13 protein-coding genes and 1 tRNA gene are annotated in these 14,604 nt (G+C 54.5%); 7 read left to right on the forward strand and 7 right to left on the reverse strand.

The features are described from left to right. Positions 1-114: 114 nt before the first annotated feature. Genes KCG46_RS03560 through KCG46_RS03575 form a run of 4 tightly spaced genes read right to left on the reverse strand, consistent with a single transcriptional unit; the run spans position 115 to position 2,296 of the window. Positions 115-507 carry a DUF2141 domain-containing protein gene (locus tag KCG46_RS03560; protein WP_255551743.1) on the reverse strand — a complete coding sequence of 131 codons (393 nt, stop codon included), beginning with the start codon at positions 505-507 and terminating at the stop codon, positions 115-117. A 41-nt stretch (positions 508-548) separates the two neighbouring features. After that, the gene (locus KCG46_RS03565; protein ID WP_255551744.1) at positions 549-1,304 is read right to left on the reverse strand and encodes a sterol desaturase family protein; all 756 of its coding nucleotides are present in this window, start codon (positions 1,302-1,304) and stop codon (positions 549-551) included. 54 nt (positions 1,305-1,358) lie between these two features. Next, positions 1,359-1,850 (reverse strand): MmcB family DNA repair protein, encoded by a 492-nt coding sequence (locus KCG46_RS03570; protein ID WP_255551745.1) that lies wholly within the window; start codon positions 1,848-1,850, stop codon positions 1,359-1,361. A 44-nt stretch (positions 1,851-1,894) separates the two neighbouring features. Beyond that, positions 1,895-2,296 (reverse strand): hypothetical protein, encoded by a 402-nt coding sequence (locus KCG46_RS03575; protein ID WP_218403951.1) that lies wholly within the window; start codon positions 2,294-2,296, stop codon positions 1,895-1,897. 143 nt (positions 2,297-2,439) lie between these two features. Here KCG46_RS03575 and KCG46_RS03580 point away from each other — a divergent pair. The 6 genes from KCG46_RS03580 (at position 2,440) to KCG46_RS03605 (ending at position 9,705) form a co-directional block, all read left to right on the forward strand. Continuing rightward, a tRNA-Arg gene (locus KCG46_RS03580) sits at positions 2,440-2,516 on the forward strand. Positions 2,517-3,192: 676 nt separating this feature from the next. Beyond that, entirely contained in the window at positions 3,193-3,825 is a 633-nt protein-coding gene (locus tag KCG46_RS03585; protein ID WP_218403952.1) for a tyrosine-type recombinase/integrase, read from the forward strand. A 410-nt stretch (positions 3,826-4,235) separates the two neighbouring features. Next, positions 4,236-4,988: a response regulator gene (locus KCG46_RS03590; RefSeq protein WP_369410156.1), complete on the forward strand. Its 753-nt coding sequence runs from the start codon at positions 4,236-4,238 to the stop codon at positions 4,986-4,988. Next, a complete protein-coding gene (locus tag KCG46_RS03595) occupies positions 4,985-6,181 on the forward strand; it encodes a CHAT domain-containing protein (protein WP_218403953.1) in 1,197 nt (398 codons plus the stop codon). Before KCG46_RS03590 ends, KCG46_RS03595 begins: the two co-directional genes overlap by 4 nt. 379 nt (positions 6,182-6,560) lie before the next feature. Next, positions 6,561-8,909, forward strand: coding sequence for a TonB-dependent receptor (locus KCG46_RS03600; protein WP_218403954.1), 2,349 nt, complete (start codon positions 6,561-6,563; stop codon positions 8,907-8,909). Between the two features lie 31 nt (positions 8,910-8,940). Beyond that, positions 8,941-9,705 carry an SDR family NAD(P)-dependent oxidoreductase gene (locus KCG46_RS03605; protein WP_218403955.1) on the forward strand — a complete coding sequence of 255 codons (765 nt, stop codon included), beginning with the start codon at positions 8,941-8,943 and terminating at the stop codon, positions 9,703-9,705. Between the two features lie 10 nt (positions 9,706-9,715). Here KCG46_RS03605 and KCG46_RS03610 read toward each other — a convergent pair whose 3' ends face one another. The 3 genes from KCG46_RS03610 to KCG46_RS03620 are packed head-to-tail and all read right to left on the reverse strand — an operon-like array spanning position 9,716 to position 13,306. Then, positions 9,716-10,441, reverse strand: coding sequence for a TetR/AcrR family transcriptional regulator (locus KCG46_RS03610; RefSeq protein WP_218403956.1), 726 nt, complete (start codon positions 10,439-10,441; stop codon positions 9,716-9,718). Next, positions 10,407-11,402: a VOC family protein gene (locus KCG46_RS03615; RefSeq protein WP_218403957.1), complete on the reverse strand. Its 996-nt coding sequence runs from the start codon at positions 11,400-11,402 to the stop codon at positions 10,407-10,409. The genes KCG46_RS03610 and KCG46_RS03615 overlap by 35 nt, the downstream gene beginning before the upstream one ends. Before the next feature lie 53 nt (positions 11,403-11,455). After that, positions 11,456-13,306 (reverse strand): outer membrane protein assembly factor BamB family protein, encoded by a 1,851-nt coding sequence (locus KCG46_RS03620; protein WP_218403958.1) that lies wholly within the window; start codon positions 13,304-13,306, stop codon positions 11,456-11,458. Between the two features lie 52 nt (positions 13,307-13,358). Here KCG46_RS03620 and KCG46_RS03625 point away from each other — a divergent pair, with 52 nt between their 5' ends. Next, the gene (locus KCG46_RS03625) at positions 13,359-14,408 is read left to right on the forward strand and encodes an alpha/beta fold hydrolase (RefSeq protein ID WP_218403959.1); all 1,050 of its coding nucleotides are present in this window, start codon (positions 13,359-13,361) and stop codon (positions 14,406-14,408) included. Positions 14,409-14,604 lie beyond the last annotated feature (196 nt).

Below are 14,604 nucleotides of genomic sequence, written 5' to 3' on the forward strand. Positions count from 1 at the left end.
TGGAAAACTGAGTTTGATGCCGGGCGCGCAGCGTTGGCGTCAGAACAGTTTGCGGCGCTTTGCCTTCACAAAGATAAAGAACGGACGCTGGCGTCAGTCATGCACCAAGGCGCGTTAGAGGAAGTAACGCATCTTGATTGTGAACTTCTGCGGCGCGCTGCCCATATCGAAAACTGCGTCTTTGAACTTGGGCGGGGCCATGCGAACCGGCGCATCGCGGGAAAAGCCGTAACCTTCCTTTGGCATCATGCCGAGCGCCCGGTCAGCTTTGCCATTGTTGTTCTCATCATGCAGCAGCGCGATGGCGTATTTGCCCGGTTTCACATCTTTGAACGTGATCGTGACGGTTTCGCCTGCGGGCACGACTGTACGGAGCGACTCCGGATCTTTCTTACACTTGGGAAATGCTTTTTCGAGGGCGGTGATGCAGGCCCGCACGACGCCTTCTGTGGATCGCATATTGGTGACAGTGATGGTGACTTCACTGGCCGCAGCAGGCGCCGCCATTGCTGTCAAAACGGTAGCACTACCCAAGATGGAGGCACGCATCATGCCGGGGCGCTTTCGTGCCTGGCTTCCTTCACGATGCGATGCGAGAAGCCGCGATCGGTCCCGCAAACGCGATCCCAGAAACGGAAATACAAACCGAAGTTGCATCGATACTCCTCGTGATGCTTTTCATGATGACTTGCTGTTATCACCCATTGTCCCAACGGGGAATGAACGACTTGTCGTGGGAAAATCTCCCAGCCCATGTGGTTCGTGACACCCATGATCGTCGCGATGGTCAGAACCACGCCGAGCATCGCAAAATGGATCGGCACTACTAAGAGCATGGCGGGTATCAGGGCCGCGCCGACAATCGACTCCAGCCAGTGAAAGCTCATGGCTGTCCACGCTGTTGGCGGGCGGCTGTCGTGGTGCACCTTGTGCATGATTTTGAACAAACGCGGCGCGTGCATCGCGCGGTGGGTCCAATAAAACCACGTATCCTGCGCGAAGAGGTAAATGAACACCGAAAGCGGCATATACCAAAGCGGATAGTCTGCGAGGCCCGAATAAAGCTGCGTCCAGCCCAGATGGTTCCAGCTCCAAAATAGCATGCCAGCCGGTGCGCCGTAGATTAGCGTGGCAAGTAGCGACCAGCGAATTTCGCGGCCAATTTGCGCTTTCTGACCACTATAGAGCCCAGGGCGAACACGCTGCGTTATCCAGGCAAACAATCCGCTCGATGCGAAATAGCGTACCGCGACAAAGGCCGACGTCACGAGGCTTACGATCAAAAGCGCAAGCAAGATTGGCATGTCGGGCGATAACATGGCGTCACATATGACGCAGAAAAGTTACCGAATACAGCCCTAACCCGCGCTCACCGGATCACCGCAATTCGGATCATGCAAGACGGTGTGGCGTCGCATTGCCATTCTAGCCAGCCGTTCGACCTGCACCTTGCGCCGGGCTGCTGCCAGCGGGTCTAAAGGGGCATGGCGCAGAATCTCTGCATCATAGCCATCGCCGACAATCACTCCGCAGGCGTCAGGCCGGTAGCCCTCGGTCTCCAAAGGACCGCGATCAAGTCTTGGGGGCACCCCCCAGAAAAAGCGGTCGCAAAATTCGAGATAATCGGGCCACTTGGTATCGCCGAGCAGATCGCCGCGCGCGACTTTGATTTCCACGATTACAATCAGACCTTTGGCATCGACACCCATGAGGTCGGCCCGCCGCCCGTTTTTCAATGGCACTTCGGTCAGGCACCAGATATCGTTGCGCGCAAACAGGCGCATGATACCGCGCGCTACGTCTTGCGCGGTGGCGGGCGAGTCAATCGTTTCAGAAGTCGGTGTGATCATGCACCATGGTTGGAACATACCACGAACAAGGTCAAGCTACCCGGTCAGATTCGGGCTACCGAGCGCCTATCGGTTACGAGCAAGTGCAACACACCCTCGCGCGCAGCATGAAACTCTCGCCATAAGGCCAGAGCGGGCGCGTTCGCATCCATTCCGCGGGATGTAATCACTTTCAGTGCGGTCAATCCGGGCTGCATCATCGCATCAATATCCTCGATGCTCTGCCACGCCAGCTCGCGTTGCCACTCATCCGCATTCCCAAGTATTGTTGCAAACGCCGCGCCGTCGGTCTGCGATGCTTCCGGGGCTAGCTGTGCAAGAGTTGCTAGCTCAGCAGCCTTGCGGTGCAGGTCTTCCCAGCGCTGCGCAAGCGATCCAACGGGCCGTGCGGCCTGCTCGGCAGTCGCGCGCATCACGCGCATCTGTTCTGGTGGTAAAGCTGACATGGTTCGGAGGTTAGACGCGAACGCCTTGTTTTTTCGTTAAGCTCAAAACTGCCAATTGACAGCGAGTGGTGATTATTGGCTGGCGAAGGAGCGCAAGCCTTGCTAATCGGCGCGCCTGGCGCGATCATCGCGTGCGGCAATTAGCACCCGTAGCTCAGCTGGATAGAGCGCTGCCCTCCGAAGGCAGAGGCCAGAGGTTCGAATCCTCTCGGGTGCACCAGTTTTTCAATGGTTTAGTGATGCTCCGCTCGTTGCGTATGGAATGAGTATGGAAAACAGGGGGTCTGGCTGGCTCGACTTCCCGGTGGCCCGCCGAGCTCATAATCCGGTACCTTGGCGTGGCTAGCGGTTTGGATAATCGCGGATTCTACCTGCCGGATGCACCCACATGAAGCGCTAGTTGAACGCTTATTCTCCGACTGGGCGTATTCTGAGCGATAGTTTCAGTTGGAAGTTACAGTTTGGGTCAGAGCGAATTGGTTCTTGAGACGACCAAATGTGTGGATCGCAAACAACTCGCCTTCATTGGCGGATTTCAATCTTAACTTCAACGACTTGTCGCGCGGTGAGTTGGCTGCGGATCGGTGCAACGCTGCTCAACTCGTTGGCGGGTTGTTTCCGCCCAAACCGCATTTCATCAATGACTAGAATGGCTTACGCCCCGAATTCGCGGGGTAGGGTGTGCTCGCCAGATTCCGATTAACGCCAGTATGTCGGAGTCTTATCAAGGTCCTCCGCTAAAGGGCATTGACAGTAGATGCACTGAACGTGAGCGGCGCGGCGAATGAGCGCAAGCGTATGACCGCTTTGCGCCTCAACCCAAGACGTAGCGATTCCAGATCTTAGCTACCAATAGCGGACATTCTTCTCGGCCATTCCGGCCAAGGAGAATGAAGATGACTTACTCACAATTTGATCCCGCAGCTCAGAACCGAGTTCCGTGGAATTTCGGCGCGAAGATTGGTCCCAAACGACCTTTCACCCAGAAACAAATCTGGGCAGTTAGGTTCTTTCTTGATCGCGAAGAGCGCATTCGTGATCGGGCGCTCTTTGATCTAGCAATCGACAGCAAATTGCGAGGCTGTGACCTAGTCGAACTTAAGATTGGCGATCTCGTGAGCGGCCCAGACATCAGAAAGCGAGCTGCGATCACCCAACGCAAGACTGGAAGGCCCGTTCAGTTTGAGATCGCAGCTGACGCGCGTGATAGTTTGTTTGCATGGCTCGAACTTCGAGGCGGCTCAGTTGAGGACTTTGTGTTCCCTAGTTGGATCGATCATTCGCGGCATTTAAGCACTCGCCAGTACGCTCGGCTAGTTGACGAGTGGGTCGAGGCGATCGGATTGCGACCTGAGGAGTATGGCACTCACTCGCTGCGACGGACAAAGGCCTCGATCATTTACAAGGCGACGGGGAACATCCGCGCGATCCAGATCCTTCTGGGTCACTCGAAGATCGAGAACACGGTCCGATACCTCGGGGTCGACATTGAGGACGCTCTTACGCTAGCCGAGAAGACCGAGATCTGACCGGTGTTGGGCGCTGGCTCTTAATGGGCTGGCGTCCGCAATTGGGGGTGAATGCGGTTATTGGTCACCACAGCCAGCCTGGTCGCTTCAGCGATACGTTGAAGTAGCGGAATGGATTGGCCGGTGTGCGAGGTCTAAGCATACGCCTTGCCCTAGCCCAATCGCTTCATTTCTCAATCAGGCACATTTGCTCTGACAGTACCCCGAGCACTCCAGACAGGCGCAAGTTTGATTGTAAACATAGAGGTCCAATCTCGCGGCTGGCACCGCACTATGGGTGTCCACTGGCATCGAAACGCATGTCAAGAGCGCTCAGCTGCGCAACTAGACTGTTCTTGTATAATGTCAGGAGTAATGGCTAGCTGTAATGAATTCTGAAATCGCGCAGTAGCGCCACCACCGCCAATCGAATGCGTAGCACGATGATAAATTCACGGCCAATCTCCATCCTTCTTGCTGAAGATGAACCTGCAATGCGCGCATATCTGTCCAACGCACTATTGCGGCAGGACTACTTTGTATACATCGCGGACAGCGGCCTCGATGCGCTAATGATGTATGAGTTTCTTCAGGGAGAAATCGACCTGCTTGTGACTGATATTGTGATGCCCATGATGGACGGAATTGAACTGGCGCAAAGGCTAAAACAACGCTACCCAAACTCCTTTAATTGCGTATTTTGCACTGGATTTGCTGCGGCGTCTTTGAGGGCCGAAGAAGAATTTGGAAGCAATTCCATTCTTACAAAACCATTCCATTTGCGCACATTTATTGAAGTTGTCGAAAGTAAGCTAAATCGTTGGGAGTCATTGGACGCCCGAAAGCCAATCAATCAAAGAAAAGGGGGAAATGAAATTGACTTAAGCCACGTCGGCTATGGCGAAATTTTCCCTTTCGACCCGAAAGACCTCTTCTGCGACAACGCACAGTTCTTTGCAGAATTGGAGTTTCTTGGTTGCACGGCAGAATCTAGGAGCGCGCTGGTGAGAGCGATTGAATTGGATCAAGGAGATTCGCGACGGCCGAGACTTGGTCACCAGACACAGGTCTGGCTTTCGGCTACCGCCCTTGATCTTCAAACCGCCCTATCGGCTGAAGAGCGGGCATTGTCACTCGGAAAGCTCTTCCAACTATCAATGGGTTTCTTTGGGCATTTTAGATGACGATTAACGACCTAAGCACATTAATTATCATGAGCTCACCCGAGGGCGCGGAGCGACTCAGGGTTGATGTAGAGGCGCGCGTACTGGAGGCAATCGCGGACAAATCAGCTCGAACCATTAGCCCTTTTAAGATCATCCATGCAGCTCGGCCCAAAGATGTGTTCGAGGCTCTTTCGGCAAAACCTTATTCCTGTGTGCAATTTTCAGGACATGGTTCGCCATCAAGTGTCTTTCTAGAGGACAACGAAACAGCTTCCGGCACAGCTATCGGTTTAGATGTGTTGGAACGAATACTAATTGCAGCCCAACCGCATCTATCCGTTGTAGTTTTCATGTCTTGCTACTCGGCAGAGATGGCGGATTCTCTGATTCAGTCCGTGCCGATAATCATTTCTTGCGACGGACCTGCAGACGACAGCGAGTGCGTATCGTTTCTTGAGCGTTTCTATACTGCACTGTTTAACTCCAACGATGTTGAGTCTTCATTTCAACGTGCTCAGGCCGCAACTTACGCGGGCAAAATTCAACCCATCCTCCAACGGCGTTCAAACCTGAGCGAGAACAATCCGTCGCTCATTAGAGTGGACTCGCGCATGGGATATGTTCTCTACGTAGACGTTTCGAATGTGCAGGATCAGGCACAGGAATTCGGGATGTCGACTGACGAGTTACTGAGGCTCGTCGCTCGTAAAATTCGTTACCACCGATGGGCTTTTCGGTACCCGCGTGACAGAGCCTTGTTCCCTGTGGGCCATCTGTTTGGCCACTTCTCCTGGACGAACGCGCAAGACGTTGTTCGCTGCGATCAGCTTTACAGCTTGAGCTCAGAGGTAGAGGACGATGCATGCGCAGCCTGGATTGAACTGATGATGCGATACCACGATTGCTATGTTGCTGATTACAGAAGCCCAACACAGGATATGAGGCTGAACGAAAGATCCAGCTTAGACGATGCGATAGCAACAATAGAGCGCCTAAATGCGAACTTCTTTTATGGTGCCTATTTCGCACTTATGTGTGACTACGCCCCTGAAAGCGCGAGAATGGCTCGTTCGATTTGCTTAACTTCGATCAAAATCGCTCGAGAAAAGCTGATCATAAATGACACTGCAGGAAGCATTCAAAATTTGGAGGCGGCGCTCAGTGCGATTCACGATCTAATCGAGGGATTTGGCAGGAAAGTACTGAAGTGACCTTTCTTCGACCCGCCTCGCGGATTTGAGTTCACCAATTGGAGCACTGCCGATGTTTCAGCGAGTCATCGAACCTCTAGTTCGGATTCGCCGGTAACCGCCGTTACGTCGAGCGGCAGGAAGTGGGTCGACAGCTGACTGTCCGCTTTTGGCGAGCCCAGACTCGAAAGCAGTCGCTTAGCCGCCTGACTATGTCTGTTTGACCTCGAACGTCCAGCCAATCGTATTTTGAGGGGGCGAAGTTGCACAGCGTTGTCGAACGAATTGACAGTGTGGGCAATAAGACTTGTAGAAAGCTTCGGCTGGATGCGCATTTCTGCTCCTTATTGACTAATTATACAATACGTGGCAACTCTCTTCCCATAAGGGGAGAGGAAGCATGACAAACAATCTCAAAGCACCATTGTGCTCATTTTTCGCTCTGGCTTCAGCACTCGCTGCGTCGCCAGCTGTAGCTCAGGACGGCGAAAGCGAAGCTGTGTCTCAAGATGAGGGCAACGTCATCATAGTGACGGCCCAGTTGCGAGAAGAGGATATCCAAGATGTTCCGATCTCGATTACCGCCATTACTTCGGAAACGCTGTTGGCGGCGCGGATCGAGGACTCGCAGGATCTCCAGTTCAATTCGCCTAACGTCATTTTGTCGGCCAACCGCAATCTGACGATCCGGGGTGTCGGTTCCCAGAGCTTTGGCGGCAGCGCGGACACGAATATTGGCGTGCTCGTAAACGGCGTGTTCTTGCAGCAAGGCAGTACATTCGGCGAGTTTTTTGACCTTGAGCGGATTGAGATTTTGCGCGGGCCGCAAGGCACGCTCTTTGGCCGCAACACAACAGGTGGTGCGATCAACATTGTGAACAAAAGGCCGACGGACCAGTTCGAAGGCTATGCGCAGCTTCAACTGGAGAACTTTGATGGTGTTCGCGCCGAAGCCGCTATCAACCTGCCAATTGCCGATGGGCTTTATCAGCGTTTCTCCGCCCATGTTCTGAAACGCGATGGCTATACGCTTAATCTCAAAAACGATCAGCGTATCGATGGGCGTGACCAATACAGCCTACGCTCGAGCACCCGCTTCGAGCCGACCGAAACGACAACGGTTGACCTGGTATTGAATTACTTCCGCGAGGACTCCAACCGCGCAAATGCCGTCAAAAGCCTGTGCACCCCCGATACGACTTTCGGGTGCTCATCGCAGACTGTTGATTTCGACTTCCCAGATGCGTTTGGTCTTGATGGGCTGCTAGGCGGCGCGGTGCGGCCCAGTACGTTTTCCGATAACCCCACCGATTTGCGCGAAGTGCGCATCGATATCGAGCCGGAGCAAGACATTGAGGATTTCCTCGCAACGCTTCAGATCGAACAGGAGTTAGGTGCGCTCACGCTGACGTCTGTCACTGGCTACCGCGTTGGAGATAATGCCTCTTTTCGAGATTTCGATCAGGGAACACGGCCTGGTGCTTTTGAACCAGGAACATACACGACCGCATTCGGTCCGCTGACTGTTGCCGATGCGGGCAACGGCAACGGGGTGTTGACCTACAACCTCCGTAATCAGGGTGAGGCGGTCACGACGACTGATTATCGCACGTCTCAGGAGGCGTTTGGCAAGCGCGAGCAATTTAGCCAGGAATTACGGCTCGGATCCGACTTTGATGGCCCTTTCAACTTTCTTGTGGGTGGGTATTATCTGTGGGCTGAAAGTTCGGGCGAGGTCACAACATATCTGCCTGTATCGCGCACCCTTGGCTTTACCACCAGCGGGAATACCAGCGACGCCGATGTCGACAGCTACGCTGTTTTTGGTGAGGCCTACTTCGACATTACGCCTGAGCTGAGCATCCTCGGTGGATTGCGGTACACCAAGGACGACAAATCGATCACGACCGCGAGTGGCTTCATTGCTTTGGGCGCCCCGTTTGTGGGTGAAGCAGAATTCGACGCCGTCACAGGAAGGGCCAGTGTCAGCTGGCAACCAACGCCTGATAACAATTTCTACTTCACCTATTCTCGCGGCTTCAAATCGGGCGGATTTAACCCGGGCAATTTGGGGACACCGACCTTCGATTCCGAAACGATCGATTCCTACGAGCTTGGGACGAAGAACCAATTCATGAATGGTCGTGTGACCGTTAATGCCGCAGTCTTCCAGTACGATTACTCTGATCTGATTGTTGGGAATATTGTCGGAACGCTGGCCACTAATGTGAACATTCCGTCATCGCGCATTCGCGGGTTTGAACTGGAGGCTGTGGCTGAACCACTAGACGGGCTGCTACTGGAAGGCTCGCTCGGCCTGCTTGACACCGAGGTGCGCAGCGATTTCCTTTCATCGGATCCTTCTCGCGGTGGCGATTTCTTCCAGTTGCAGGGCAACTCTCTGCCCAATGCCCCCGAACGTACGCTTAAGCTTGCCGCGGAATACACCTTCCTTGGCGGTAGCAACTGGACCATTCGTCCACGCGTGGACTTTTACAGCCAGACCGGGTTTTTCAGCCGGGAGTTCAATGTTTCAGCGGACCGGGTTGATGGTTGGGAGCAACTTGACCTGTCTGTTCAATTCGCACTTGAGGACAGACCCTGGAGCCTCACTGGATTTGTGAAGAACGTGACCAACAATGACGATATCACATTCCTTGAGGTCAATTCGAACCTTGTTGGAAGTTTCCGCAGCGCGTTCTTGATCGATCCACGCATTTATGGCGTCGCCCTGCGCGTCGGTTTCTGATGCAATCATTTATTCAAAGGGGACGCAATTGATGAATGGGTTGTTCGATTTGCAGGGTCATGTCGCGCTCGTAACGGGCGGGAACACCGGTCTTGGCTTGGGAATGGCGCGGGGGCTCGCGAAGGCGGGCGCAAGTGTCGCGATCTGGGGGCGCAACTCGGATCGCAACACCGCTGCCGCTAAAGAACTCGCATCGCTGGGAGTGGAGGCGCAAGGGTTTGTTTGCGATGTGACGGACCCTGCCGCTATCAACGCGGCTATGGAGGCAACGGTTGATCGGTTCGGCAGGCTGGATAGCTGTTTCGCCAATGCTGGCGGATCAGGCGTGCGCAAGCCGTTTGTCAATCACACTCCCGCCGATTGGCAATCGACCATAGACTTAAACTTCAATTCTGTGACGGCCACGATGCAGGCCGCCGCGAAGCAATTTATTTCGCAAGGTAGTGGCGGAAAGCTTATCGTTTCTTCTTCCATTGCGGCATTGATGGGTATTCCAGGTGGCGGTTATTCTGCAACCAAAGCCGCCGTATCCGGTCTCATCCGCAGCCTCGCAATTGAATTGGCTCCTGCAAATATTCAGGCCAATGCCATACTGCCCGGATTCATTGAAACCGATATGTCAGTTCAAACACCGCAGGCCTTTCAGGACGCCTGTTTGCGACGCACAGCCTCTGGCAAACTCGGCAATCTTGAAGATATGGAAGGCATCGCGGTCTTCCTTGCCTCTCAGCAGAGCAATCTGGTGACTGGTCACTCGCTCGTGATCGATGGAGGGCAATCGATCTTCCCGATGTGATTGGCCGCGTCTACTCTGACGGCAAGGATTGCTGATTCCGGATGTAGTCGTCTTTAAGCGAGAGAATGGCACCAACAATCATTTTCACGGTGATGTCTTCGACCTGTTGCCAGCTCATTGTGTGCCGACTTTGATCGCGGAGCAAATACATGCCTGCCGATGCAGGAAGGCCGAAGCTGATATCGACGCCAGCTTGGGCGATATCTGGCGGTAAATCGAGATGTTTTCCGATTATTTCGGCCAGATAATCGACGGCTGCATCTCTCCCATATTCGGTTGGATCGTGAACGGCGCTCAGGCTCGGTTCGGCTTGTAGTCGATCAATAATCAACCCGCGCTCATCGATGTATTTGATGTAAGCATGGGTAATACCGCGAACGAGCCCCTCAAAAGTCTCCGCACCTTTGGCTGCCTCATTTTGCTCGCGCCGCAGCATGCGCAACTCGCGCTCCAGCAGCTCACTGAGCAGCACTTCGAGATTTGGGAAGTAGTTATAGACCAGCGATTTGCTGACGCCTGCCGCCTGCGCGATAGAATCCATTGAGATCGCTGCAACACCGTCGCGCCCTACCATTTCGGCTGCGTGATCCAGGATCGATCGGCGACGTTCTGCCGGATCAAGCCTTGTACGAGATTTTTGCGCTTTGGATGCCATCGCTTCAGCAATAACAAAGGCTGACAAAGAATCCAGCGCTGCCAAATCAAAGGGGTGGTAGCGGATAGGACGCTGGATCATGCCAGCGCTTGTCGTAAATGGACCGTTCCCTTCCAGCAATAATATTTTGCTGAAACGCAAGAAGGTTGCCTTCCGGATCACGCGCATAGCGCATCTTCCATCCACCAAGCGTGAAGGCGGGTCCGGCAAATTCGATGCCCTGAGGCTCAAGACGCGTTATCGTGCCATCAAGATCAGTGACTTCGAACGACAGACTGTTGTAGCCGATCCGCTCGAGCGTCCAGTCGGTGCGCGATACAGGTGTGGGCGGCGTTTTGAAGTTCCAGAATTCAAGCTCGAAGTTCCATGTCGCAAACCAGCTTGCGGTGACGACAGTGCCATCAATGTCCACCACATCATCGATTGTCGCTATGCGCGTCTCTTCGAGTTCGCGATGCGGGCCATAGCCAAGAATTTTTGTGTAGAAATCAACCATCGCAGCTTTGTCGCCCGGTACATTTGCGATGTGGGTAAGCCACGCATCGTCCTGTCTGCGAGGTCGCTCCAATTGCTCCATCTCGATCATGGTTCCGTCGGGATCGAAGCCGTATGCATACGTAACCCCCTGACCGAGCAGATCAATCGCACTGTGTCCGCGCGAGAGCATTTCCATACCGGCTTCGCGAAAGCGCTTATAACCCGAATTGTCCGTTTGGGTTTGCCAGCAGATGTGAGTGTACCCCGGCCCAGACACTGACCGCCGTTCGGCTTCGGCAGCGCCGTCCGGCTCAATATCAACAAGCACGAGAAAGACCGTCGGGGTTTCGACAAGCGCCATTTCAATCTGTCCCTCGCGCTTATTCAGAATTTCCGAGGGCAGCGCTGAAGCATCAACCATCGTGCGCTCGATGACATCGAAATCGACAGCAGCGCTGTAGAATGCGACGGTCTCATCGATATCAGAGACCGTGATACCGACGTGATGCACTCCCAGAATTGCCTCTGCCGCGGCCGGAGCGGCTTGGGCTGGCTGCGTTTGCATGTTTAAACATCCTGCAAGGGGCAGGCTGATGACTGGCAGTACGATCCAAGCTCTCAATTGGTTTCTCCCCTTGGGCGATAAGCAAGCAGGACATTGCCACCGATTTCGCCAAACTTGTCATATCCAGAGTTCACGAAGACCATGCCTCCGGCGACAACGACCCCCGCACTGTCAATCGATCCGCCCCTTGCCTCGACGCCATTGACGGTTGTGAAAGCCTTGTTGGTCTCTTGCATCCACAACACACGCCCATCATGAGCGGAATAGGCGAGCAGCTTTCCATTGTGCGCCCCTGCGAAAACGACACTAGGAATGGCGGTCAGCGGCGCAGACAGCGCGGTCTGACACGCATAACCAGGCTCTTCGCATGTGGGCTTTTCGATGCGAGACCAGAGCTTGCGCCCTGTCGCCGCCTCGAAAGCATGAATTCCAGGGCGGGCCGGACCGACTGTGAATCGGTTGCCCGGCGTATCGGCAATCGGAACCCACAGGGTTTTGCCATCGCTTGCCATCCCCCAGTGAATGCCGCCGTTAAACCCGCCCATCCCGGCGCGTTCGCGCCACACAATGCGGCCCTTATTGTCAGGGTCCATGCCAAAGACCTCGCCGGACTTTTGACCCGCGAGGATCATGTCTTTCCCGGATGGCAATTCGACAAGAATCGGTCCGGCACCGAAATCAAAATCTGGCCCGTCTTCTTCGGGGCAATTTGCTTTTGGATCGCGTCCGCAAGAGGCATTCCAGGCATCTCCAGCGATTGTTTGGGAGACCCAACGCAAACTACCACTTGCAAGGGACAATGCTACGATAGCATCGCTGTTGCCGTTAGCTGGCGAGCTGTAATTTTCGCCTGTTCCAACATACAATAGTCCACGTTTTTCATCGATCGCGGGGGTCGACCAAACTGGTGCACCACTAGGTGCGAGTATATTCACCCCGGCCCGGGTTTTGCCTACGATCTCTGGTTTATCGACCGAGTACCAGCGCCACTTTTGCTCGCCGCTGTCCGCATCGAGAGCTGTGATCCCACCCCTGAAAGTGCAGCAAGCATATTGATCGTCATAGGCCGATACGACTTCGAGCGAGGACATTGGCACGAAGAGTGTTCCCTCGTGCCAGGCAATACTTCCGGTTATCGTACCGTCTGGATGATCCCTTAACGATCTGGACCAGCGCTCTTTGCCTGTGCGGGGGTCAACAGCGTGAACCACCGCATCAACATCGCCGAAATAAAGGGTTTCGGGTGTGCCATCCGATCCAGTTGCGATCACGGGCGCATTGCGCACTTCGGCCCGCGCATCATAGCTCCACCAGATGCAACCCGTCTGCGGATTCAATGCGTATACGTGACCCGATTGGCTGCCGGTGAAAAGCGCCTCTTTGGTCACTGCGGGCTGGGACCGCGCCCGTTGTGCACCGGGAAAGCCGAATGCCCATGCGAGCTCAAGCCGCTCGACATCGCTCTCGTCCAACCCTGCGTTTTCACGGGTTTGGAAGCGGGTGTTGGCTTTGCTGTTGCCCCAACGGTTCCACAAAGGCGAACCAGAGAAACGCAGTGCTCCTTCGCAGCGCGGGCCGGTTGCTTCGCGCGACGATTGCCCTTTTCCGAGGTATTCAGACAATACGATGCGATCAATTGCGCTTAAAGCCGCAGATTGAGCCTGCATAATACCGCCGTTCATGGAGGCGAGAACTTGAGCTTGGCTACGCCCTTCAAGCGCTTCGCGGGTCGGAGCGCCATTGATGCCCCCGTCATGGCATGAAGCGCAATTTTCGGCATAGAGACGCTCTGCAAGCGCCGCTTTCCCACTTTCGGGTAGGTCGGTGGCTCTTTCAACAACTGGCGGTGAGCAAGCAGCAAGCGCGGCACACAGCATGCCAAGTACCGCAATTGAGCTTTTCATTCCTCACCCCATTCGTTACTGACGAATAATACAATAGTGGAGGTTGCTGTCAATGCGAAGGCTTGGTTTGATTCTGGCAGGCAGCCTGATTGCGACTTCCGCTTGTGCCCCGACGCTGCCAATAAATGCAGAGTTACCGGTTCAAGCTGAAAACCCTGTGTCCGCTGACCCTGCTGCAGAATATGCCAATGCGCTTGCTGGTCCCGGGGCGCCCTATCGCGAAGGATATGTCGGCGAAGGCGATAATCGTATCCACTACGTTGAAGCAGGCGAGGGGCCGACGGTCCTTTTCGTTCACGGGTTCCCTAGCTTTTGGTATGTGTGGCGCGATCAGATGGAGGCGCTGCGCCATTGCCGCCGCGTGATCGCGATCGACGCGCTGGGCGCGGGTCTATCTGCGAAGCCCAAAGCAGAAGAAGCGTATCGGGTCGAAATTCTCGCCCGGCGTTTACACACCCTTATCGGTGAGTTGGCTCCCGGCGAGAAAATAATGCTTGTTGGACATGATTGGGGCGGCGCGCTCGCTTGGAGCTACGTTCAATCGGATGCGAGCAGGGTGGAAAGACTAGCCGTGTTCAGCGCGCCTTCCTACAATCTCTTGCTTGACCTGCTTGCAAATGACCCTGAACAACGCGCAGCGTCTAGCTATATGCCAAAGCTTCTGGAGATCGACCGCCAGACGGCGTCCACGACTGCTTTTGCGCAATCATTTTTCGATCTCGCATACCAACGGATGCTGGATACAGACGTGCTGGACGCACGTGAGGGAGAGCTTTTTAAAGATGCACTTCATCGCGAGGGTGCGCTTTATGCTGGAATTCAGTGGTACAAAGCGAATATCCCGGCATTTGATAACCTCGATCCCGCAAGCGCCTATTGGCCAAAGGCGGGCACCAGAACCGATGTGCCGGTCTTGCTCGTTCGCGGCGCACAGGACCGTACCTTCGTCCAGCGAATGGAATTTGATGCACTCGATGAAGCAACCGACTTGACCACCTTAACGATAGACGGCGTCGGTCACTGGACACCATTCCAGGAGCCTTTTGCTTCAAATGAGGCGCTTGCTGAATTCATTCTCGGTCAAGGCAGAACTTGTCGTTAACTCACTGCACGCATTGTCGGGCCTTCGTGCCGATCTAAGTCTTGGGAGATGCCGACTTAAGCGCCGCAGAGCAGGTATTTGTCGTGATGTCAGGCAAGCTAGGATGGCTTTTTGTGGACCGTTAGCAGACAATCTGCTCCTTTCCGAAAAGCTCGAAAAGCTGCCGTCCAGTCCAAGGCATAGTTTGAAGTTCCAA

Origin of the sequence: Erythrobacter crassostreae, assembly GCF_019204045.1 — a bacterium.
In the GTDB taxonomy this organism is placed as follows: Bacteria; Pseudomonadota; Alphaproteobacteria; order Sphingomonadales; family Sphingomonadaceae; genus Erythrobacter; species Erythrobacter crassostreae.

Bases quoted from the DNA above. Each gene is read 5' to 3' on its own strand.
- KCG46_RS03565 (WP_255551744.1), bottom strand. From the start codon at position 1,304: ATGCCAATCTTGCTTGCGCTTTTGATCGTAAGCCTCGTGACGTCGGCC.
- KCG46_RS03615 (WP_218403957.1), bottom strand. From the start codon at position 11,402: ATGCAAACGCAGCCAGCCCAAGCCGCTCCGGCCGCGGCAGAGGCAATT.
- KCG46_RS03575 (WP_218403951.1), bottom strand. From the start codon at position 2,296: ATGTCAGCTTTACCACCAGAACAGATGCGCGTGATGCGCGCGACTGCC.
- KCG46_RS03560 (WP_255551743.1), bottom strand. From the start codon at position 507: ATGGCGGCGCCTGCTGCGGCCAGTGAAGTCACCATCACTGTCACCAAT.
- KCG46_RS03610 (WP_218403956.1), bottom strand. From the start codon at position 10,441: ATGATCCAGCGTCCTATCCGCTACCACCCCTTTGATTTGGCAGCGCTG.
- KCG46_RS03590 (WP_369410156.1), top strand. From the start codon at position 4,236: ATGCGTAGCACGATGATAAATTCACGGCCAATCTCCATCCTTCTTGCT.
- KCG46_RS03585 (WP_218403952.1), top strand. From the start codon at position 3,193: ATGACTTACTCACAATTTGATCCCGCAGCTCAGAACCGAGTTCCGTGG.
- KCG46_RS03600 (WP_218403954.1), top strand. From the start codon at position 6,561: ATGACAAACAATCTCAAAGCACCATTGTGCTCATTTTTCGCTCTGGCT.
- KCG46_RS03625 (WP_218403959.1), top strand. From the start codon at position 13,359: ATGCGAAGGCTTGGTTTGATTCTGGCAGGCAGCCTGATTGCGACTTCC.
- KCG46_RS03620 (WP_218403958.1), bottom strand. From the start codon at position 13,306: ATGAAAAGCTCAATTGCGGTACTTGGCATGCTGTGTGCCGCGCTTGCT.
- KCG46_RS03605 (WP_218403955.1), top strand. From the start codon at position 8,941: ATGAATGGGTTGTTCGATTTGCAGGGTCATGTCGCGCTCGTAACGGGC.
- KCG46_RS03570 (WP_255551745.1), bottom strand. From the start codon at position 1,850: ATGATCACACCGACTTCTGAAACGATTGACTCGCCCGCCACCGCGCAA.
- KCG46_RS03595 (WP_218403953.1), top strand. From the start codon at position 4,985: ATGACGATTAACGACCTAAGCACATTAATTATCATGAGCTCACCCGAG.